At 69.5% G+C, this 20,178-nt stretch carries 18 protein-coding genes; 15 read left to right on the top strand and 3 right to left on the bottom strand.

Annotation, left to right across the window (positions count from 1 at the left end; translation table 11 throughout):
- Positions 1–7 precede the first annotated feature (7 nt).
- From dxs to Q9R13_RS03810, 4 genes are read left to right on the top strand one after another with little or no spacing between them, the layout of a single operon-like run.
- The gene (gene dxs, locus Q9R13_RS03825; RefSeq protein WP_310963750.1) at positions 8–1,912 is read left to right on the top strand and encodes a 1-deoxy-D-xylulose-5-phosphate synthase; all 1,905 of its coding nucleotides are present in this window, start codon (positions 8–10) and stop codon (positions 1,910–1,912) included.
- 4 nt (positions 1,913–1,916) lie between these two features.
- Complete coding sequence (locus tag Q9R13_RS03820; protein WP_310963749.1) at positions 1,917–3,194, top strand: hypothetical protein; 1,278 nt, start codon at positions 1,917–1,919, stop codon at positions 3,192–3,194.
- A gap of 42 nt (positions 3,195–3,236) precedes the next feature.
- Positions 3,237–4,151, top strand: a complete 915-nt coding sequence (locus Q9R13_RS03815; protein ID WP_310963748.1) for a proteasome assembly chaperone family protein — start codon at positions 3,237–3,239, stop codon at positions 4,149–4,151.
- Between the two features lie 54 nt (positions 4,152–4,205).
- Positions 4,206–5,078: an acyl-CoA thioesterase gene (locus Q9R13_RS03810; protein WP_310963747.1), complete on the top strand. Its 873-nt coding sequence runs from the start codon at positions 4,206–4,208 to the stop codon at positions 5,076–5,078.
- Positions 5,079–5,082: 4 nt separating this feature from the next.
- Here Q9R13_RS03810 and Q9R13_RS03805 read toward each other — a convergent pair whose 3' ends face one another.
- Both Q9R13_RS03805 and Q9R13_RS03800 read right to left on the bottom strand, forming a co-directional pair.
- On the bottom strand, positions 5,083–5,955 hold the full coding sequence (locus tag Q9R13_RS03805) for a MaoC family dehydratase (protein ID WP_310963745.1): 873 nt from the start codon (positions 5,953–5,955) through the stop codon (positions 5,083–5,085).
- The gene (locus Q9R13_RS03800) at positions 5,955–7,292 is read right to left on the bottom strand and encodes a 3-oxoacyl-ACP reductase (protein WP_310963744.1); all 1,338 of its coding nucleotides are present in this window, start codon (positions 7,290–7,292) and stop codon (positions 5,955–5,957) included. Before Q9R13_RS03800 ends, Q9R13_RS03805 begins: the two co-directional genes overlap by 1 nt.
- Before the next feature lie 141 nt (positions 7,293–7,433).
- Between Q9R13_RS03800 and Q9R13_RS03795 the strand changes: the two genes are divergently transcribed.
- Positions 7,434–8,714 (top strand): acetyl-CoA C-acetyltransferase, encoded by a 1,281-nt coding sequence (locus tag Q9R13_RS03795; RefSeq protein ID WP_310963743.1) that lies wholly within the window; start codon positions 7,434–7,436, stop codon positions 8,712–8,714.
- 57 nt (positions 8,715–8,771) lie between these two features.
- Positions 8,772–9,449, top strand: coding sequence for a TetR/AcrR family transcriptional regulator (locus Q9R13_RS03790; protein ID WP_310963742.1), 678 nt, complete (start codon positions 8,772–8,774; stop codon positions 9,447–9,449).
- A 15-nt stretch (positions 9,450–9,464) separates the two neighbouring features.
- Here the strand turns inward: Q9R13_RS03790 and Q9R13_RS03785 are convergent, their stop codons facing one another.
- A complete protein-coding gene (locus Q9R13_RS03785) occupies positions 9,465–10,970 on the bottom strand; it encodes an ATP-dependent DNA ligase (RefSeq protein ID WP_310963741.1) in 1,506 nt (501 codons plus the stop codon).
- A gap of 22 nt (positions 10,971–10,992) precedes the next feature.
- Here Q9R13_RS03785 and Q9R13_RS03780 point away from each other — a divergent pair, with 22 nt between their 5' ends.
- The 9 genes from Q9R13_RS03780 (at position 10,993) to Q9R13_RS03740 (ending at position 20,168) form a co-directional block, all read left to right on the top strand.
- On the top strand, positions 10,993–11,913 hold the full coding sequence (locus Q9R13_RS03780; protein ID WP_310963740.1) for a DNA-3-methyladenine glycosylase family protein: 921 nt from the start codon (positions 10,993–10,995) through the stop codon (positions 11,911–11,913).
- Positions 11,914–11,995: 82 nt separating this feature from the next.
- A complete protein-coding gene (locus Q9R13_RS03775) occupies positions 11,996–12,823 on the top strand; it encodes an MlaE family ABC transporter permease (protein WP_310963739.1) in 828 nt (275 codons plus the stop codon).
- Positions 12,823–13,662 (top strand): MlaE family ABC transporter permease, encoded by an 840-nt coding sequence (locus Q9R13_RS03770; protein ID WP_310963738.1) that lies wholly within the window; start codon positions 12,823–12,825, stop codon positions 13,660–13,662. The genes Q9R13_RS03775 and Q9R13_RS03770 overlap by 1 nt, the downstream gene beginning before the upstream one ends.
- A gap of 7 nt (positions 13,663–13,669) precedes the next feature.
- Positions 13,670–14,764 carry an MCE family protein gene (locus Q9R13_RS03765; protein WP_310963737.1) on the top strand — a complete coding sequence of 365 codons (1,095 nt, stop codon included), beginning with the start codon at positions 13,670–13,672 and terminating at the stop codon, positions 14,762–14,764.
- Positions 14,761–15,780 carry an MlaD family protein gene (locus Q9R13_RS03760; RefSeq protein ID WP_310963736.1) on the top strand — a complete coding sequence of 340 codons (1,020 nt, stop codon included), beginning with the start codon at positions 14,761–14,763 and terminating at the stop codon, positions 15,778–15,780. The genes Q9R13_RS03765 and Q9R13_RS03760 overlap by 4 nt, the downstream gene beginning before the upstream one ends.
- The gene (locus Q9R13_RS03755) at positions 15,777–16,763 is read left to right on the top strand and encodes an MlaD family protein (RefSeq protein WP_310963735.1); all 987 of its coding nucleotides are present in this window, start codon (positions 15,777–15,779) and stop codon (positions 16,761–16,763) included. The genes Q9R13_RS03760 and Q9R13_RS03755 overlap by 4 nt, the downstream gene beginning before the upstream one ends.
- On the top strand, positions 16,763–17,857 hold the full coding sequence (locus tag Q9R13_RS03750) for an MCE family protein (RefSeq protein ID WP_310963734.1): 1,095 nt from the start codon (positions 16,763–16,765) through the stop codon (positions 17,855–17,857). The genes Q9R13_RS03755 and Q9R13_RS03750 overlap by 1 nt, the downstream gene beginning before the upstream one ends.
- Positions 17,857–19,086: an MCE family protein gene (locus Q9R13_RS03745; protein ID WP_310963733.1), complete on the top strand. Its 1,230-nt coding sequence runs from the start codon at positions 17,857–17,859 to the stop codon at positions 19,084–19,086. The genes Q9R13_RS03750 and Q9R13_RS03745 overlap by 1 nt, the downstream gene beginning before the upstream one ends.
- A 23-nt stretch (positions 19,087–19,109) precedes the next feature.
- A complete protein-coding gene (locus Q9R13_RS03740; RefSeq protein ID WP_310963732.1) occupies positions 19,110–20,168 on the top strand; it encodes an MlaD family protein in 1,059 nt (352 codons plus the stop codon).
- Positions 20,169–20,178 lie beyond the last annotated feature (10 nt).

Raw genomic sequence — 20,178 nt, 5'->3', positions numbered from 1 at the left:
TGGTGCCATGGCGCATCTCGCGAAGATCTCGGGCCCCGCTGACCTGCGCGGGCTCGATGACCGCGCGCTCGAGGAGCTGGCGACCGAGATCCGCGACGAGCTGATCCGGACGTGCGCGCCCCGCGGCGGGCACCTCGGTCCGAACCTCGGCGTCGTGGAGCTGACGATCGCGATCCATCGCGTCTTCGACTCACCGCGGGACAAGGTCGTCTTCGACACCGGTCACCAGGCCTATGTCCACAAGATGCTCACCGGACGTGCCGCGGACTTCGACACGCTGCGCACCGAGGGGGGCCTCTCCGGCTACCCGAACCGGGCCGAGTCCGAGCACGACCTGGTGGAGAACTCGCACGCATCGACGTCGCTGTCCTACGCCGACGGTTTGGCCAAGGCCTACGCGATCCGCGGCGAGAGCCGGCACGTGGTCGCGGTCATCGGTGACGGCGCGCTCACCGGCGGGATGGCCTGGGAGGCGCTGAACAACATCGCGGCCGCCCCGGACCGCAAGCTGGTGATGGTCGTCAACGACAACGGCCGCTCCTACATGCCGACCGTCGGGGGACTGGCCAACCACCTGACCACGCTGCGCACCAACCCGCGCTACGAGCAGGTCCTCGATCTCGTCAAGACCAAGCTCAATGGCGTCCGCGGCGTCGGGCCGGCCGTGTACGACGCGCTGCACGCCATGAAGAAGGGCATGAAGGACGCGCTGGCCCCCCAGGGCCTCTTCGAGGACCTCGGCCTGAAGTACGTCGGTCCCGTGGACGGCCACGACCGAGTGGCCGTGGAGCAGGCGCTCACCCAGGCCAAGCGGTTCGGTGGCCCGGTGATCGTCCACGTGATCACCCAGAAGGGCTTCGGCTACGACCCTGCTCAGCGCAACGAGGTCGACCAGCTCCACCAGGTCGGCGCGTTCGACGTCGAGACCGGAGAGGCCCGGCCGAAGGGGCGCACCTGGACCGACTTCTTCGCCGAGGAGATGGTCGCGCTCGGTGCCGAGCGCAAGGACATCGTCGCGATCACCGCCGCGATGCTCTACCCGGTCGGCCTGGACCGGTTCGCCGCGGCGTACCCGGACCGCACCTTCGACGTGGGCATCGCCGAGCAGCACGCGGTGACCAGCGCTGCAGGCCTGGCCATGGGCGGTATGCACCCCGTGGTCGCGATCTACGCGACCTTCCTCAACCGCGCCTTCGACCAGGTGCTGATGGACGTCGCGCTGCATCGCTGCGGCGTCACCTTCGTCCTGGACCGTGCGGGGGTCACCGGCGACGACGGCCCGAGCCACAACGGCATGTGGGATATGTCGATCCTGCAGGTGGTGCCGGGCATCCGCCTGGCCGCACCTCGGGACGGCGCTCGGGTCCGCGAGCTGCTCCGGGAGGCGGTCGGCGTCGACGACGCCCCCACGGTGCTCCGGCTCCCCAAGGGCCCGCCGAACCCGGACCTCGAGCGGGTGGACCGTGCCGGGGGCTGCGACGTGATGGTCCGAACGGGCGCCCAAGACGTGCTGTTGGTCGCGGCCGGCTCGATGGTGGCGATGGCCGTCGAGGTCGCCGGCCGGCTCGTCGACCAGGGAATCGGCGTCACCGTGGTGGACCCGCGCTGGATCAAGCCGATCGACCACGCGCTGGTCGACCTGGCCGGGCGGCACCGCCTCGTGGTCAGCGTCGAGGACAACGGCCGGGTCGGCGGTTTCGGGGCGAACCTGCTTCAGCTGCTCACCGACGACGGGGTGCGCACGCCGTTCCGGTTGCACGGGATCCCGCAGGAGTTCCTGGACCACGCGAAGCGTGACGCCATCCTGGAGCGGATCGGCCTGACCGCCCAGGCCATCGCCCGCAGCATCGTCGAGGACGTCACCGCCCTCGACGAGGTGGGCACCATCCCGGCGCTCCTCGATCTGGACTAACGACGTGCCCAGTCCCGCGCGGGGGCAGCTGTCGCGCCGTCTGCTCCTGCTGCTGTTGGTACTGCCCGGGCTGATGGCACTGGGTGCGTGCGCGTCGGATAGCCCCTACCCGGCGAACGACCCGGGCTGGCTGCGGGCCCAGGAGCAGCACCTCCTCGACGTACGCGCCAAGGGCATCCGCACCCATGACGAGGCGCTCTTCATGCAGGGCGTTGCGCGGGGTGACAAGGCGTTCGTCGCCCGCCAGCGGCGCTACTTCGCCAACATGGTCCAGCTGCCCCTCGCACGGTTCCGCTACGTCGTGACCGACCGAACCTGGCCCGGCCGGCTGGCGGAGCCCGGGCTCGGTGCACGCGCACGGATCCCACGAGTGCAGCAGGTCACCGAGCTGCGCGGGTTCGACACCGGGCCGGTACGTCGCACCACCGGCTTCGTCTTCGCGCAACGGCACGGCCAGCTGATGATCGTCGCGGACCGGACCCGGACCGGTGCGCTGTTCCCTGGCTACGATCCGGCTCCCTGGGACCTCGTCCGGGTTGTCGTACGTCGCAGCCACGGGGTCCTCGGCGTGTTCGGTCGGAGCACCGCCGCCGACGCCGACCGGATCCTGCCCGTCGTCGCGGCGGGGGTGCACGATGTGCAGGCCGGACTGCCGTTCAGCTGGCCCGGCCGGGTCGTCGTGTACTGCTTCGAGAACAGGGTGGTGCTGAACTCCTTCGCCGGCGTACCGGGCGGCAACATCGGACACCTCGGTGCCCTCACCTTCCCGGTGCGCTCGGAGAACGGGTCGCGGGAACGGACCGTCGGCATGCGGTTCACCCTGCTGCCGAGCTCGCTCGGCGCCGGGCAGCCGTTCCTCGGGCGGATCGTGCGCCACGAGCTCACCCACGTCGCGCTGGGCCCGCGTGACGACGGTGCGCCGGTCTGGTTCGCCGAGGGGATCGCCGAGTACATGGGCGCTCGTCCACTGCCGCGCGACCAGCGACGGATCGCTTCGGTCGCGCTCACCCGGGCACGGGAGCCGATCGGTGGGATGCCGGCGTCGTCGAGCTTCAACGGCCCGGACCAGGACTGGCACTACGCCTTGAGCTGGATGGCGTGCGACTACATCGCGGCGACCCGCGGGGAGTCGACGCTGTGGGCCCTGATGGACGCGTTCCACAACGGCGGGATCGGCACCCGCGACAACCAACAGGACGCCGTCCTCCAGCGTGTGCTCGGCCTGAACAGCCACCAGCTCGCCGAGCGCGCTGCGGCGCGTATCCGACGCATCTACGGCTGACGTGCTCGTCTAGGCTGGAGGCGAGGCAACAGGAGGAACCCCGTGAGTCAGCAGCGTCTGGTGCACATCGTCGACGAGGTGCCCGAGCTCGAGGATCGCGCAGGCGGGCCGGTGCTCGTGGTCCAGCTCGACGGCTTCCTCGACGCGGGCAACGCGGCTGCCCTCGCGGTCGCCCATCTCGGTGACTCGGATCCTGGCCGGGTGGTGGCCAGCTTCGAGGTCGACGAGCTGCACGACTATCGGGCCCGTCGCCCGCCGCTGTCGTTCCACGAGAACAGGTACCACTCCTACGATGCGCCGCGACTCGCCGTACGCCTGATGACGGACGTGCGCGGCGAGGCCTATCTGCTCCTGGCCGGCCCGGAGCCCGACGTGCGGTGGGAGGCGTTCGCCCGTGCGGTCCGCGACGTCGTCGACGCCTTCGGTGTGCGGCTGGTCGTCTCGATGGGCTCGGTACCGATGGCAGTGCCACACACCCGCCCGGTCCAGCTCACCAACCACGCTACCGCCGAGCGGCTGCTGGTCAGGGAGAACATCTGGTCCGGCGAGATCCGCGTGCCCGGCAGTGCGCAGGCCCTGCTCGAGCTGCGGCTGGGTGAGTGGGGATACGACGCGATGGGGTTCGTCGCGCACATCCCGCACTACCTCGCCCAATTCGACTATCCCCAGGCGGCCGTCGCGCTGCTCGAGGGGGTCGAGGAGGTGACCGGACTCGAGTGGGACCTCCAGCCCCTGGTCGCCGCGGGGGAGGCTCGTCAGGTCGAGATCGCCACCCAGATCGCGGAGTCTCCCGAGGTGCGCGACGTCGTCGCGGGGCTCGAGCAGCAGTACGACGCGTTCAATGCCGGACACGGGTCCAGCCTGCTCGCCGACGAGCAGCCGCTACCGTCCGGGGACGAGATCGGCGCGCAGTTCGAGCAGTTCCTCGCCGGCCTCGAGCACGGCGATGACGACTGACCGCAGAGGTCGACGCCCCGGCGATCCCGTGTACCGACCCGAGAAGGAGTAGGCATGCCCCACGACGTCGGGGAGCTCGTCGAGCTGCTGGACCTCGAGCCGATCGAGGACAACCTCTTCCGCGGGCGCCAGCCCGACACGATGATGCAGCGTGTCTTCGGGGGACAGGTCGCCGCGCACGCGCTGGTGGCTGGTGCGCGGACCGTCGGCCAAGGCTTCACCGCGCACTCGCTGCACGCCTACTTCCTGCACCCGGGAGACACCTCGGTGCCGATCGTCTACGACGTAGACGACGTGCGGGACGGCCGCAGCTTCGCCACCCGACTGGTCCGGGCACGTCAGCACGGGCGTCCGATCTTCGGCCTCACGGCGAGCTTCCAGAAGCACGAGGGCGGCTTCGACCACCAGGACGCGATGCCCGATGTCCCCCCACCGGACCAGTGCCGCAGCCTGGTCGATGCGACGCCTGAGTCAGGCCGCGACCACGAGGAGTGGGAGCGCGAGTGGGCAGCGCTGGAGGTGAGGTTCGCGGGCGACTCCCGACCCGGCGGGGGGCTCGAGGACCTCGAGCGGCCCGCGCGGCAGCGGCTGTGGATCAGAGTCAACGGTCGACTGGCGGACGAGCCGCTGCTGCACCAGGCCGCCTTCACCTACGCCAGCGACATGACTCTGCTGGGCGCGAGTCTGGTCCCGCACGGCGTCTTCATCTCCTCGCCGCTGGTGCAGGCCGCATCCCTGGACCACTCGATCTGGTTCCACCGGCCGTTCCGCGCCGACGAGTGGTGGCTCTACGACCAGGTGTCGCCCTCAGCCTCGGGGGCTCGGGGACTCTCCATGGCACGGGTATTCACCGAGGACGGCCGTCTGGTGGCCAGCGTCGCGCAGGAGGGCCTCATCCGGCAGGTGGATCCCACCCGGACCCGGTGACCGGTCAGCGGCTCCGGCCCACCAGGTGGGGCGCGCCGTTCTTCGGGCTGGTCAGCGAGAAGTCGATGCCGCCCTCGACGAGGTGGGAGCCGAACGCGACCTTCCCCGGCAGGAAGATCGGCTTCTTGAACTCGACCTCGACGGTGGCCTCGTCGGGCAGCCGACTGTCGACCGCGGCGACACATCGAGCCAGGCTCCACATGCCGTGCGCGATCTGCTGCTTGAACCCGAGCGCCTTCGCGGTGAGCGGATAGAGGTGGATCGGGTTGTGGTCGCCCGAGACGGCCGCGTAGCGCCGACCCAGGTTGGCCGGCAGCCGCCACTCGACGCCGTTGCCCGGGACCACGTCGAAGGGCTCCCGCTCGGTCTCGGCCGCAGCATCGCCCTTGCCGAGCCGCAAGTAGGTCGAGGTGGACTCCCACACGGTGTCGCCGTCGCTGGCGACGGAGGTGAGCAGGTCGAAGACCTTGCCCTTCGGGTGCGGACGCAGGTCGGCCGCCCGGACCGTGACGTCGAAGCGTTCGCGCGCGGAGACCGGCCGCACCTGGTGGATCACGTTGGCCAGGTGCACAGTGCCGATCGCGGGGAACGGAAACGATGCGTCGGTCATGATCGCCATCTGCAGCGGGAACGACAGCATGTGCAGATAGGGGAGCGGCAGGTGCTCGCTCGGTCCGAACCCGCAGACGCCGGCGTACGCCGTGACGTGCGAGGCGTCGACGGACACCGCACGGCGGTGGAGGACCAGATCGGGAAGCGGGCCGCCCTTCTTGGCCACGCCGGGGATCAGGTTGACCCCGGGCAGCACCGGGAGCGCTGCCTTGAGCATGGTGGGCAGACCGCCGGGGACGGTCTCGAGAGTGCGCTCGTCGGTCATCAGGCGCCCAGCATCATCTGGCCGCAGACCCGGACCACGTTGCCGTTGACGGCGGTGGAGCCCGGGTTGAGGTACCACGCGATCGTCTCGGCCACGTCGACCGGCAGGCCGCCCTGCGCCATCGCGTTCAGGCGCTGCCCGACCTCGCGGGTCGCGAACGGCACTGCCGCGGTCATCTGGGTGATGATGAAGCCCGGGGCCACCGCGTTCACGGTGATGCCGTCCTTGAGCTCCGGAGCCAGCGCGTCGACGAACCCGATCACTCCCGCCTTGGAGGCCGCATAGTTGGTCTGGCCCAGGTTGCCGGCGATCCCGGCGATCGACGAGACCCCGACGATCCGGCCGTTCTTCTTGATCAGGCCCTGGTCGAGCAGCTCGCGGGTGATCCGCTCGGGGGCGGTGAGGTTGACCGCGATCACCGAGGACCACCGGTCCTCGGCCATGTTGGCGAGCTTCTTGTCACGGGTGATGCCGGCGTTGTGGACGACGGCGTCGACCTGGCCGAACTTCGTCTTCACATGCTGGGCAATCCGCTGCGGCGCGTCCTTGCCGGTGATGTCCAGGGCGAGGTGGTCACCGTCCAGTTCGCGCATCAGCGCCTGCAGGTCGCTGGCGGCCTGCGGTACGTCGATGCCGAGCACTGTCGCGCCGTCGCGGTGCAGCACGCGGGCGATCTGCTCGCCGATGCCGCGCGAGGCGCCGGTCACGATCGCGACGGTGCCGGTCAGCGGCTTGGCCGGGTCGGTCACCGGCTGGGCCTTCTTGGTGCCGGTGGCGCCGATCCGGGTGACCTGGCCGGACACGTAGGCGGACTTGGGGGAGAGGAAGAAGCTCAGCGTCGACTCGACAGTGCTCGCTGCATCGGGTGCGACGTACACGAGGTTCACGGTCGAGCCCCTGCCGATCTCCTTGCTCAGCGAGCGCGTGAAGCCCTCCAGGGCACGCTGGGCGACCCGCTCCTCAGCGGAGCCGGTCAGCTCGGGGACGGTGCCCAGCACCACGACGCGGGCGCAGCTCGTCAGGCTGCGCAGCAGCGGGGTGAAGAACTCCTGGAGCGCGACCAGATCCGGCGAGCTGGCGATCCCGCTCGCGTCGAAGACCAGCGCCTTGTACTTCTCGCCCTCGGTGGGGACGACGGTGGTGGCCACGCCCAGGTTGTCCAGCGCGGTGGCGATGGAGCTGCGCAGCCGACCCTCGCCGCCGACGACGACCGTTCCGTCGACGACGGGGGCGCCCTCGGTCCAGCGCTCCAGCTTGACCGGGTTGGGCAGGCCTAGGTTCTTCACCAGCAGCTTGCCGACCGGGGTGGAGGTGAAGGTCTGGTAGCGATCACTCATGGGAACTTCCTTCGAATGACAGGGGGGTCGGTGACGAGGCTAGGGCTATCCAATGTAACTGCGGGTGTAACTCAGCGTCCATTTTCGTGATGTGCCCCTCACAGCGTTCCTTTCCCGCCCCTTGGGCGCAAGGATGTGAGCATGCACTCCACCACTCGTCGCGTCGCCGTTCTCGGTGGCAACAGGATCCCGTTCGCCCGCTCCAACACCGTCTACGCGACGGCGTCGAACCAGGAGATGTTCACCGCCGCCCTCGACGGCCTGGTGACCCGCTTCAACCTGCAAGGTGAGCGCCTCGGCGAGGTCGCGGGAGGCGCGGTGCTCAAGCACGCCCGCGACTTCAACCTGATCCGCGAGTCGGTGCTGGGCTCGAAGCTCGCCCCGGAGACCCCTGGCGTGGACCTCCAGCAGGCCTGCGGAACCGGCCTCCAGGCGATCAACTACATCGCGAACAAGATCGCTCTCGGACAGATCGACGCGGGTGTCGGCGGAGGGTCGGACACCACCTCGGACGCGCCGGTCGCCATCTCCGACCGGCTGCGCAAGAAGCTGATGAAGGTCAACGCCAAGCGCGACACCAAGAGCAAGCTGCTGGCACTGGCCGACATCCGTCCGGGAGACATCGGCCTGGAGATTCCGCAGAACGGTGAGCCCCGCACAGGTCTGTCGATGGGTGCCCACCAGGCCCTCACCGCCCTCGAGTGGCAGATCACCCGCGAGGCGCAGGACGAGCTTGCGGTCGCCTCGCACCACAACATGGCGCGCGCGTACGACGAGGGCTGGCAGGACGACCTCGTGACCCCGTTCCACGGTGTCGAGCGCGACAACAACCTGCGCGCCGATTCCTCGCTGGAGAAGCTCGCCACCCTCAAGCCGGTGTTCGGCAAGGGCGAGGCGGCCACGATGACCGCGGCCAACTCCACCCCGCTGACCGACGGCGCCTCGGCCGTCCTGCTCGGCTCGGAGGACTGGGCGAAGGAGCACGGACTCGAGCCGCAGGCGTTCTTCGTCGACTGCGAGACCGCTGCGGTCGATTTCGTGCATGGCGGCGAGGGCCTGCTGATGGCTCCGGCGTACGCCGTGGCGAGGATCCTCGCCCGCAATGAGCTGTCGCTGCAGGACTTCGACTTCTACGAGATCCACGAGGCGTTCGCCTCGCAGGTGCTCTCGACCCTGAAGGCCTGGGAGGACCCGGTGTTCTGCAAGGAGCGCCTCGGCCTCGACGCGCCGCTGGGCTCGATCGACCGGGCGAAGCTGAACGTCAAGGGGTCCTCCCTCGCCGCGGGTCACCCGTTCGCCGCCACCGGCGGCCGCATCGTGGCCAACGCCGCGAAGCTGCTCGCCACTAAGGGCTCGGGCCGCGCACTGATCTCGATCTGCGCGGCCGGCGGGCAGGGTGTCGTCGCCATCCTCGAGCGCTGACGGCGGGTGGCTGATCTGTACGGCTCGTGCAAACACGAGTTGCACTAGGCTCCCACCATGACCGGTGCACGGGCACAGGCAGCCGCACGACGGCGCCAGCGGGAGCACGACATCCTCGCTGCGACCCGTGAGCTCTTCGACGCCAACGGCGTGCGGGATGCCCAGATCGAGGACATCGCCAGGGCCGTCGGCGTCAACCGAGCGATCATCTACCGGCACTTCACCGGCAAGGAGGAGCTCTTCGCGCTGACCCTGGTCGGCTACTTGGACGAGCTGGCCGCCCAATTGAACGCCGTCGCTCCAGTGGACGGTTCGGTCGAGGACGGAGCCGCCGCCGCGCGGCTCGCCGACCTGATCGGTGTGTTCGTCGACTTCGGGGTCGCCCATCCCGCCTTCGTCGACTGCGCACAGGCGCTGATGCGGCGGACGGGCCCCGAGCTGCTCGACGAGATCTCGGAGGGCGCGATGTTCCGGCTCGGCCGCGCGATCGCCGGCTGCCTCAAGGAGCTGACCACCCTCCTCGACGAGGGTCAGCGGCGCGGAGAGTTCCGAGAGATCGACAGCGCGTTGCTCGCCAACCACATGTATGCCTCCGGCCTCGGGGCCCTGCAGCTGGCGCGTGTCGGGATGCTCGTGCGCGAGGCCGCACCCGGCGTCCCGGAGGTCGTCCCGCTCTCGCCCGACCAGGTGCGCTCCTTCCTGGTCGCCACGGCTCGGGCCCTCGCCGTCCGCTGACCCGCCGGGAGCGGATCAGCCACGCACCAGCAGGCCGCGAACGCTCTCGATGGTGTCCGCCTCGTCGGCGGTCTTGTCGTCGCGGTAGCGCAGGACCCGGGCGAAGCGCAGCGCGACGCCGCCCGGGTATCGCGTGGAGCGCTGCACGCCGTCGAAGGCGATCTCGACGACCTGCTCCGGATGCAGATGCACGACGTGACCGTCGCGGTGGGTCTCGAGGGCTAGGAAGCGTTCGGTCTGCCACGCCAGCATCTCGTCGGACATCCCCTTGAACGTCTTGCCCAGCATCACCCAGCCGTCCTCCGACCGCGCGCCGAGATGGATGTTGGAGAGCAGCCCCCGGCGGCGCCCCGAGCCCCACTCGACAGCAAGGACGACCAGGTCGAGGGTGTGCCTCGGCTTCACCTTCACCCAAGCCGACCCGCGTCGGCCGGCGGCGTACGGCGAGTCGAGCCGCTTGACGACGACTCCCTCCTGGCCGGAGGCGACGGCGGCGTCTAAGAAGGTCGCGGCTTGCTCGACAGTGGTGCCGGTGGCGCGCGTCACCGAGGCAGCCGCCGGGACGACGGCGTCGAGCTGCTCGAGTCGCTCCGACAATGGCTGTTCGAGGAGCGCGCGGCCATCGCGGAGCAGCAGGTCGAAGAAGAAGGGCTGCACCTCGCTCGTGCCGTCGAGGCTCGCGGACGACGAAGCAGTCTCCTGGAACGGACGCGGCCGGCCCGACCGATCGACCAGCATCGCCTCGCCGTCGAGGATGAGGGTCTGCGCAGGCAGGGCACGCGCGGCGGAGACGACGGCCGGCAGCCGATCGGTGAGGTCGTCGAGGCTGCGGCTGAACACGCGCACGTTGTCGCCGCCCTTGTGGACCTGGATCCGGATCCCGTCGAGCTTGGTGTCGACCGTGAACGGCCCGTCGACCTTGCCGACGGCGCCGGCCGGGTCGGGAGCCGAGCCGGCGAGCATGGGTCGGACCGGTCGGCCGACGACCAACGTGAAGCGGGCCAAAGCCTGCGCCCCGCCGAACAGCGCCGAACGGGCAACCGGACCGGTCGGTCCGCTGAACATCGCAGCACGCCTGACCAGCGACACCGGGAGCCCGGACGCGTGCGCGACGGCCTCGAGGACGACAGCGTCCTGCGCACCCTGACGAAGGTTCCCGGTGAGGAGCGCACGGACGTGCTCCTGTTCGCTCCGGGTCAACCGGCCGAACAGGTCGGCCAGCTCCTGGCGACGGGCGGTCGCGGAGCCGGGCCCGACGAGCCGGCTCAGTCGGTCCAGGGTCGCGTCGAGGTCAGCCACATGGACCGTCGAGGTGGCGGCCGGCTCGGGAAGGGCACCGAGACTGCGCCACCCGACGCCGGTGCGACGCTGCACCAGGCTGCCGGACAGGTACGCGGCGGCGATCTCGATCTCCGGCTCGGGAACCCGTCGGAGGAGCTCTGCGAGCAGGTCGCGCTTGGCCAGCCTCGACCGGCTCGCAGCGACCTCCGCGGACCTGCTGACCAGCTCCTCCAACAGCACGCGGACAGCCTAGGCTCGTGCGGTGACATCTCCGACCGAGCGCCGCTGGCAGCCCGGGTGGCCGTGCTCCCTGGCTGCGGCGCTGGCGCCGTACCGCCACGGCGCGGGCGATCCCACCTACCGGGTGGCACCGGACGGGGCGCACTGGCGGGGCATCCGCACACCGGTGGGTACGGCGACGCTGCGCCTCTCGGCAGACGAGGGTGGCGGGACGGTGTCCGGAGCGGCCTGGGGTGCAGGCGCAGAGTGGGCGCTGGACACGATGCCTCGCCTCCTCGGCGCGGAGGACGACCCCAGCGGGTTCCGCCCGCGACATGACGTGATCGAGCGCGCGTGGCGGCGGCACGGCCACCTTCGAATCGGTGCCAGCGGACTGGTGATGGAGTCCCTGGTGCCCGCTGTCATCGAACAGAAGGTGACGGGTCAGGAGGCGTTCGGTGCCTATCGGGGCCTGGTCCGTCGCTTCGGCGAGCCTGCACCGGGACCCGGAGCGGACCTCGGCCTGCTCGTCCAGCCGTCGCCGACGACCCTGCGCAGCATCGCGAGCTGGGACTGGATCCGGCTGCCGGTCGATCGGGCCCGGTCGACGGCGGTCCTCCGGGCGGCTCGCGTGGCGGACGGGCTCGAGCGGGCCGGGGCACGCGGCGCGACCGAGCTCGACCGCGCCCTGTGCAGCGTCCCCGGCATCGGCCGCTGGACGAGCGCCGAGGTGCGGGTCCGGTCGCAGGGGGACGCGGACGCGGTCAGCTTCGGCGACTATCACGTGGCTCGGGACGTCGGCTGGGCGCTGACCGGTGCCGAGGTCGACGATGACGGACTGGAGGAGCTGCTGGAGGAGTACCGGCCGCACCGGCACCGGGTGCAGCGCCTGGTGGTCGCAGCAGGCCTCGGACGCCCGCGGCGCGGCCCCCGGATGGCTCCGCGCGTCCATCTTCCGAAATGAGACTTACCTTGTAACGCCGGTAACGGTAACCTTCGCGAGCCCGCTTCGTTCTCGGTCTGACGGGCGGTAGGGAGGATCGGGGATGAGTTCGATCGCGCAACTCGGACGTGCCGGAACGCTCGAGTTCGTCGGGCGCCTCCGGCAGGGCGTCGAGACCAGTGGCCGGCTCACCGTCCTCGCGCTCGAGACCATCCGCTTCCTGTTCACCGACATCCTCGCGCGACGGTTCTCCTGGGAGGAGTTCATCCTCCAGTGCTCCTTCATGACGCGGGTATCGCTGCTCCCGACCATCTTGGTGTCGATCCCCTTCGGGGTGATCATCTCTGTGCAGATCGGCGCCGTTGCCGCGCAGATCGGGGCGACGTCGTTCACCGGTGCCGTCAACGGCGCGGGCGTGCTGCAGCAAGGTGCACCGCTGGTCACGTCGCTGCTGATCGCGGGCGCCGTGGGCTCCGCGATCACCTCCGACCTCGGGGCGCGCACGGTGCGTGAGGAGATCGACGCGCTCAAGGTGATGGGCATCTCGCCGATCCAGCGGCTGGTCGCTCCCCGGATGCTCGCCGCCCTTGTGGTGGCGTTCCTGCTCACGGTCATCGTTGCGATGACCGCGATGATCACCGCCTACGTCATGAACGTCGGCGGCGGCACGGTCTCCTCTGGCGCCTACATCGGATCCTTCGTGTCCTTCAGCCACCCGACCGATCTGATCGTCGCGGAGGGGAAGGCGCTCGTCTTCGGCTTTCTCGCCGTGGTCGTCTGCTGCCACAAGGGGCTGACCGCCAAGGGTGGCCCGAAGGGGGTCGCGGACGCGGTCAACCAGGCAGTCGTGCTGAGCGTGATCCTGCTGGCGGTGGCGAACGTGCTGATCACCCAGGGCTACGTGATGCTCGTCCCGCAGAGGATCAGCTGATGTCCGCGATCGCCGACGCCGGCGTCAAGTCGCTGGACAAGGTGATGGAGGTGCTCGCCCAGATCGGCGACTTCGGGACCTTCTCGGTCAAGGCCCTGGGCTCGGTGCTCTACAGCTTCAAGCGCTATCGCGACGAGACGCTGCGCCAGCTGATGGACATCGCCTGGGGGAGCGGGGCCCTCATCGTCGGAGGCGGCACCGTCGGCATCATGGTGCTGCTGTCCCTCGCGGCCGGCACCTCGCTGGGCATCCAGGGCTTCACCGGGCTGCAGCTCGTCGGGTTGTCGCCGCTGACCGGCTTCATCTCGGCGAGCGCGAACACCCGTGAGCTGGCGCCGCTGATCGCCGCGCTGGCGCTCGGCGCTCAGGTCGGCTGCCGGTTCACCGCCCAGCTCGGCTCGATGAAGATCAGCGAGGAGGTCGATGCTCTCGCGGTCATGGGCGTCAATCCGATGCACTACCTGGTCTCCACCAGGGTGCTGGCGACGGCGTTCGCGATCCTGCCCCTCTATCTGATCGGCCTGATCGGGTCCTACGTCTCGTCGTACCTGTCGGTGGTGCTGATCTTCCACCAGTCGCCGGGGCAGTACGACCACTACTTCTCCACCTTCATCCAGGGTCGCGACATCTGGTTCTCCGTCATCAAGATCATCGTCTTCGCGGTTGCCATCTCGCTGATCCACTGCTGGTACGGGATGAGCGCCGGCGGCGGCCCCCAGGCGGTCGGTGAGGCGACCGGTCGTGCGATCCGGGCCAGCATCGTCAGCATCGTCGTGCTCGACATGGTGATGACGTTGGTGATGTGGGGCGGCAACTCCGGCTTCAGGGTCTCGGGGTAGGCGCGCGATGTCGACGAAGAAGGTCCGGGTCGAGCTGACCCGCAACGCGCTCGCCAAGCGGGGCCTGGTGACCCTGCTGGCGGTCGCGCTGATCCTCCTGCTGCTGGGTGCGAAGTCCAAGGGCATCATCGGGGGACCCGAGACGGTCTCCGCGCAGGTCGCCGACGCCGGCGGCTCGCTGGCCAAGGGCGCTGACGTCAAGATGCGCGGCGTGATCATCGGCAGGGTGGCGGGTCTGGCCACCGGACCGCACGGCGGGGTGCGGATCAAGGTGTCGATGAACTCCGGCGAGCTCGGCCACATCCCGGACAACGTCGTCGCGCGGATCCTGCCGGCGACGGTCTTCGGTACGTCGTTCCTCGACCTGACCACCCACGGGCGGTCCGCCAGCCAGATGCTGCACGCCGGCGCCATCATCCCGCCCGACCGCACCCAGGGCACCCTGGAGCTCCAGCAGGCCCTCGACGACATCGACGGCCTGGTCAAGGCGTTGCGACCGGCGCAGCTCAACTCCACGCTCAGCTCGATCGCGATGGCGCTCGACGGCCGCGGTGCGGAGATCGGCGGCATCATCGACGACCTCGACCGGCTCCTCAGGAAGGTCGAGCCCCGGATCCCCGCCATCCGGACAGACCTGGCCAAGCTCGCCTCGAACCTCGAGCTGGTGCGGAGCGCCGCGCCTGACCTGCTCGACGGGGTCCGGGACAGCCTGGGCACGCTGCACACGATCGCCGCCCAGAAGGCAGCGATCGCCACCCTTCTCACCGGTGGGCGGAGCGTGACCGACGAGGCGAACGCGTTCCTCACCAAGGTCCGTCCCGACCTGGTCACCTTCCTGAAGAACGCCAGCGTCGTGGAGGACATCTACTACGACCTGCGGCACCAGGCCATCACGCAGAGCTTCGCCACCCTGCGCGAGGTCCGTCGCAAGCTCGCCCAGATCGTGCATCACGGGTGGGCGGACAACACCTTGGTGATCCAGGGGCAGGCGCCGCCGTACTACACGGCCTCGGACTGCCCCCGCTACGGCAGTGCGCGCGGTGACAACTGCCCAGGACTGGGACGCGCCGGGGTCGGCAGCATGCTCGGGGGTGGCCGATGATCACCGGGTTCAGGCAGATCCTCTGGAAGTTCCTGCTGTTCGCCGCGATCTCGCTGGCGCTGCTCGCGCTGCTCTACAACACGATGGTCAACGGCGTCCCCGGGCACACCCGGAACTTCACCGCCGAGTTCACCAACGTCAGCGGACTGGCCACCGGCGACGACGTCCGGGTGGCCGGCGTCCGGGTCGGGAAGGTGACAGACATCGGGATCGTGCCCGGAGGGGCGAAGGTGACCTTCGAGCTGCAGGACGACCAGCCGCTGCTGGACAACACGCACATCGTGATGCGCTACCAGAACCTTCTGGGTCAGCGGTACCTGTCGCTGGTCCAGGGCGCTCGGCACGGTGCGCCCCTGGCGGCGGGCGCCGACGTACCCCGCTCCCGCACCAGCCCCGGCTTCGATCTGACCGAGCTGCTGAACGGCTTCCGTCCACTGCTGGACGTGCTTCAGCCAGCCGACGTGAACAAGCTCGCGACCTCGATCATCCAGGTGCTGCAGGGCGAGGGCGGCTCGATCGAGCAGCTGCTCGCCCAGACGACCAGGCTGACGAACTTCCTCGCAGACCGCGACACGATCTTCGGCAAGGTGCTGACCAACCTCACGCCCGTGCTGAACGACCTGAGCGGACAGGGGAGCGAGCTGAAGTCCACCGTGCACGAGCTGCGGCTGCTGATGACCGGGCTGGCCAAGGACCGCACCAGCATCGGCACCTCCATCAGCGGCCTGAGCCGGTTGATCAGCTCGACGTCGGACCTGCTCGCCCAGTCGCGCCGCCCCCTGGTTACCAACACACACATGTTCCGTCAGGTCGCACAGACCCTGGACGATCAGAAGACCCAGCTCACGGCCGCGCTCAAGAGCTTCGGGGTGGCCTTCGGCGACCTGGGCCGGGTGTCGTCCTACGGCAACGCGGTCAACGTCTACCTGTGCACGTTGTGGCTGAAGCTGGGGGGCCCCGAGGTGAACCTGAGCGGACACCAGTCCGGTGGGCCCTGGACGGAGGCGTGCCGATGAAGGCGCTCGCCAACCGCGATCCGTTCCGACTGGGACTGGTCACGATCGCCGTCGGAGTCGTCCTCGGCCTCGGGGTACTCCTGATCTCGGTGATCCCCTTCGGCAAGAGCACCTACACCGCGGTGCTCGAGCAGTCGGCGGGTCTGCGGGCGAAGGAGGACGTCCAGGTCAGCGGCGTGCGCGTCGGGGAGGTGCGCTCGGTGAAGCTGGTCGGCTCGGCCGTCCACGTCACCTTCACCGTCGACAAGGGCATCCATCTCGGGTCGCGCACGACGGCCGCGGTGAAGGTCGCCACCCTGCTCGGGACCCACCTGCTCGCGGTGACGCCGGAGGGGAGCGGCAACCTCCCCCACGACACCATCCCGATCTCGCGGACGTCGGTGCCGTTCAATCTGCAGGACGTGCTCGACCAGGGCACCCATCGGGTCGAGCAGCTCGACTCCGCCAAGCTCGCGAAGCTGTTCTCCACCATGGCACGGGAGCTCGCGCCGTCGACGCAGCAGTTCGGCCCCGCCTTGCAGGGGGTGGTCAGGCTGTCCGACGACGTGGCCAGGCGCAGCGACCAGTTCGGCGCACTGCTGAAGGCGGCGCGCAGCGTGACCGGACAGCTGTCGGCGAGCAGCGGGGACCTGATCGGCCTGATGAAACAGACCGATCTCGTGGTCTCCGAGGTCACCGCCCGCCGCGCTGCGATCCACCGGCTGCTCGTGGAGGCACGTCGGCTGGCGCACAACGTCAACGCGGTCATCGGCCAGACCAAGGCCGACGTGCACCCCGCACTCCGGGCACTCAACGGGGCCCTCGCCGAGCTGCACCGTCAGGACGGCACGTTGCGCCATGTGCTGGACACGATGGCTCCGGCGGTGCGATACATCGCCAACGCCTCCGGCAACGCGCCGTACGGCGACCTGCACACCTACAACAACGCCGGGATAATCCCGCCCAACGACGGCATCGGCTGCAAGCTTGCGGGGAACTGCTGATGGCGACCGCGACGATGAGCCGTGCGCGAACCGCCGGGGCCGCCGTGCTGGTCCTGGTGATGCTGGTGTGCGCCTCTGCGTGCTCGGTCGGGACGTTCTCGGTGGGCAGCAAGAAGACGGAGGTGACGGCGTACTTCACCGACACCGCGGGCGTCTTCGTCGGCAACGACGTCGGAGTGCTCGGCGTGCCGATCGGCAAGATCACCTCGATCGTGCCGGAGGGCCCCCGGGTCAAGGTGACCATGGAGGTCGACGGTGACCAGCCGATCCCGGCAGGGGCCGCCGCCGTCGTGGTCCCACGGTCGGTGGCCACGGACCGCTACATCGAGCTGACCCCCGTCTACCGATCCGGTCCGCGGATGCAGAGCGGCGCGGTGATCCCTGTGGATCGCACCAGGACGCCGGTCGAGTTCGATGAGGTGCTGGCCTCGCTGAGCAAGCTCGCGAACGGGCTGAGCGGCAAGGCGTCGACCCGCAACGCCATCAAGAGGCTGCTCGACACCCAGTCCACGGCTCTCAGGGGCAAGGGTGACCTGATCAACCGGTCGATAAGGTCGCTGGCCGCGGCTGCCAACGGAATCTCCGCGCAGCGCCAGAATGCGACGTCCTCGCTGGTCGCGTTGGACAAGCTCACCCAGACCCTCGCGACCAACCAGGGCACCGTCCGCCAGTTCATCAAGCAGGTCGCCTCGGCGAGCTCGCTGCTGGCCTCCGAGCGGCAGAACTTCCGCACGTCGTTGCGCTCCGTGACTCGGATGATCCGGGTGGTGGCTCAGTTCGCGAAGGAGAACCGGGGCGAGATCAACACCACGGTGCGGCGTACCAACGACGTGATGCGCACCGTGCTGGACAAGAGACGGTCGGTGGGTGAAGTACTCCGGGTGATGCCGCTCGCGGTGCAGAACCTCGAGCGGATGCTGGGACCGGGGAACCGGTTGGTGGTGCGGCTGGACATCACCAAGCTGCTTCCGGTGATCGGGCCGCTGCTGAGCCAGATCTGCACGACAATGCCCGGTGACCTGTGCAACGCGATCGGGCTGGATCCGAATGCGCTCAGCGACGTGCTCGGCAACCTGCTAGGTGGTGCGAAGTGATGCGCCGAGCTCCGATCCTGATCGTCGTGTCGAGCGTGCTGGCCCTGGTGCTCAGCGGCTGCGCCGGCCCGACGTTCTCCTCGCTGCCGCTCCCGGGCTCCGGGCAGTCCGGGAAGACCATCGCCGTGACCGCCGACTTCGGCGAGGCGCTCAACCTCGCGAACGGCGCCGCGGTCCGCGTCAACGGCGTCGACGCCGGGCGCGTCACGAAGGTCACCGCCCACGATTTCAAGGCGCGGGTGACCATGGACATCCGCACGGACGCGAAGGTGCGGTCCGGCGCCACGGCCCGACTGCGCTACACCACGCCGCTCGGCGAGCTCTTCGTCGACCTGCGCAACCCCACGACGGGCGCGTTGCTCACGAACGGCGCCGTGCTCGGCGAGCACAGCACCAGCACGGCACCGACCGTCGAGGACGCGCTGGCCTCGGCGTCGTTGCTGATCAACGGTGGCGGACTGTCCCAGCTGCAGACGATCACCACCGAGGCAAACAAGGCCCTGGGGGGACACGAGAACAACATCCGCGACCTGCTGGAGCGGTCTGGTCGGATGCTGACCCAGGTCAACGCCGCCTCGGGCGACATCGACCGCACGTTGAATGCCCTGAACAGTGTGTCGCTGATGCTGCACCAGCGTCGGCAGATCATCCATCGGGCCCTGGTCGACGTACGCCCTGCCTCCCGGGTGCTGCGGGCGAACCTGGCGAACATCACGAACCTGCTGTCCAGCCTGGAGAAGTTCGGGGGGACGGCGAACTCCGTGGTCCGGCAGACCCGGACCCAGTTGCTGTCGATGATCCGCAAGGCGGGTCCGATCCTTCAGGAGCTGGTCTCGGTCCGCAGCGTGTTCCCGGCGACGCTGCAGGCCATCGTCGCGCTGAGCAAGCTGATCGACCGGGTCGCACCCGGCGACTACCTCAACCTGGGCACGCACCTGCGCGTGGACCAGTTCATCCTCGGAGGCAAGACGATCGGCGTCGGCACGCTGCTGGGCGGCACCGGCACGGGCGGCGGACTCCTCGGCGGCCTGCTGGGCAGCCTCGGCACCAAGGTCAGCACGAACCTGGCCAACAACCTCAGCACCGGAGTTGCCCAGGAGCTGCTCTCCGGGCTCACCGGCGGTCAGCGCAAGGCCGGCAGCGGGACCGGCTCGAAGTCCGGTGCCACGTCAGGCGGCTCCGACGTGGTCGGTGGCCTGCTCGGTGGGCTCCTCGGAGGTGGCCAATGAGATTCGCTCCCAACAAACTGCTCGTGAGCGCAGTCGGCGTGTTCGTGGTGTTCGTCCTGTGCGTCGCGTACATCGTCAGCGGTGTGCTGGGCACTCCGCTGACGTCGCGGCCCCGCAACGTCAAGGTCGAGCTGACCGCGACGGGCGGCCTCTTCGAGGGCTCGGCGGTGACCTACCGGGGCGTGCACGTCGGGCGGGTGACCCACATCGACTTCACCCCGACCGGCGTCCAGGCGACGGCCGAGCTGACCAGCTCGACGAAGATCCCGAGCGACACCCGTGCCGTCGTCCGCTCGTTGTCCCCGGTGGGCGAGCAGTACCTGGACCTCCAGCCGCCGGACGACCACGGCCCGTGGCTTCAGGACGGCAGCACCATCGCGGCGACGTCGACCGACATCCCGAAGACCCTGGCGACCACCGTCATCGCGGTCAACAAGCTGCTCGGCCAGATCGACCCGAAGAAGCTGCACACCGTCCTCGACGAGGCGAGCAAGGCGTTCTCGGGCACCAGCGGCGACCTGGCGCAGCTCACCGACCAGGGCAGGCTGCTCGTCAACGACCTGAACCGCTACTGGCCGCAGGCCGACCGTCTGATCACCAACGGGCGAACGGTGCTCGACATCGGCACCGACAACGCCGCACGGATTCGTCGGCTCTCGCGGGACTTCAAGACGTTCGCAGCATTCCTCAAGGGCTACAACCCGGAGCTGACCAGGACCCTCAAGGCTGCTCCGGACCAGATCGCTCAGATCCGCAGGATCGTCCGTGACGCCGACGCGGTGCTGCCGAGGTTCCTCTCCGTGGGGGCCGAGCTGACCGGGTTGCTGGCCTCCTACGACCCGCATCTGCGGGCGCTGCTGGCGAACTTCTCGCCGGGCCTGGGCGTGCTCGCGAAGGCCATCCGGGGCAGGTCGCTCCAGCTCAACATCATCGGCCAGCGCGACCACTACTGCTCCTACGGCACCAGCGAGCGGGACCCGAAGAGCGTCGTGCGACGGCCGATGAACCCGAACGGTCGGTGCGCCGACCCCGGCAAGTACCTCCAGCGCGGCGCGATGCACGCGCCTGGACCGGTGCGCTGACTTGGGGGAC

Source organism: Nocardioides marmorisolisilvae (genome assembly GCF_031656915.1).
In the GTDB taxonomy this organism is placed as follows: domain Bacteria; phylum Actinomycetota; class Actinomycetes; order Propionibacteriales; family Nocardioidaceae; genus Marmoricola; species Marmoricola terrisoli.
This window is presented reverse-complemented; position numbering and strand designations above follow the sequence as displayed.

Coding starts and splice junctions, on each gene's coding strand:
- dxs (WP_310963750.1), top strand. CDS start 8: ATGGCGCATCTCGCGAAGATCTCGGGCCCCGCTGACCTGCGCGGGCTC.
- Q9R13_RS03810 (WP_310963747.1), top strand. CDS start 4,206: ATGCCCCACGACGTCGGGGAGCTCGTCGAGCTGCTGGACCTCGAGCCG.
- Q9R13_RS03805 (WP_310963745.1), bottom strand. CDS start 5,955: ATGACCGACGAGCGCACTCTCGAGACCGTCCCCGGCGGTCTGCCCACC.
- Q9R13_RS03800 (WP_310963744.1), bottom strand. CDS start 7,292: ATGAGTGATCGCTACCAGACCTTCACCTCCACCCCGGTCGGCAAGCTG.
- Q9R13_RS03795 (WP_310963743.1), top strand. CDS start 7,434: ATGCACTCCACCACTCGTCGCGTCGCCGTTCTCGGTGGCAACAGGATC.
- Q9R13_RS03790 (WP_310963742.1), top strand. CDS start 8,772: ATGACCGGTGCACGGGCACAGGCAGCCGCACGACGGCGCCAGCGGGAG.
- Q9R13_RS03775 (WP_310963739.1), top strand. CDS start 11,996: ATGAGTTCGATCGCGCAACTCGGACGTGCCGGAACGCTCGAGTTCGTC.
- Q9R13_RS03770 (WP_310963738.1), top strand. CDS start 12,823: ATGTCCGCGATCGCCGACGCCGGCGTCAAGTCGCTGGACAAGGTGATG.
- Q9R13_RS03765 (WP_310963737.1), top strand. CDS start 13,670: ATGTCGACGAAGAAGGTCCGGGTCGAGCTGACCCGCAACGCGCTCGCC.
- Q9R13_RS03760 (WP_310963736.1), top strand. CDS start 14,761: ATGATCACCGGGTTCAGGCAGATCCTCTGGAAGTTCCTGCTGTTCGCC.
- Q9R13_RS03755 (WP_310963735.1), top strand. CDS start 15,777: ATGAAGGCGCTCGCCAACCGCGATCCGTTCCGACTGGGACTGGTCACG.
- Q9R13_RS03750 (WP_310963734.1), top strand. CDS start 16,763: ATGGCGACCGCGACGATGAGCCGTGCGCGAACCGCCGGGGCCGCCGTG.
- Q9R13_RS03745 (WP_310963733.1), top strand. CDS start 17,857: ATGCGCCGAGCTCCGATCCTGATCGTCGTGTCGAGCGTGCTGGCCCTG.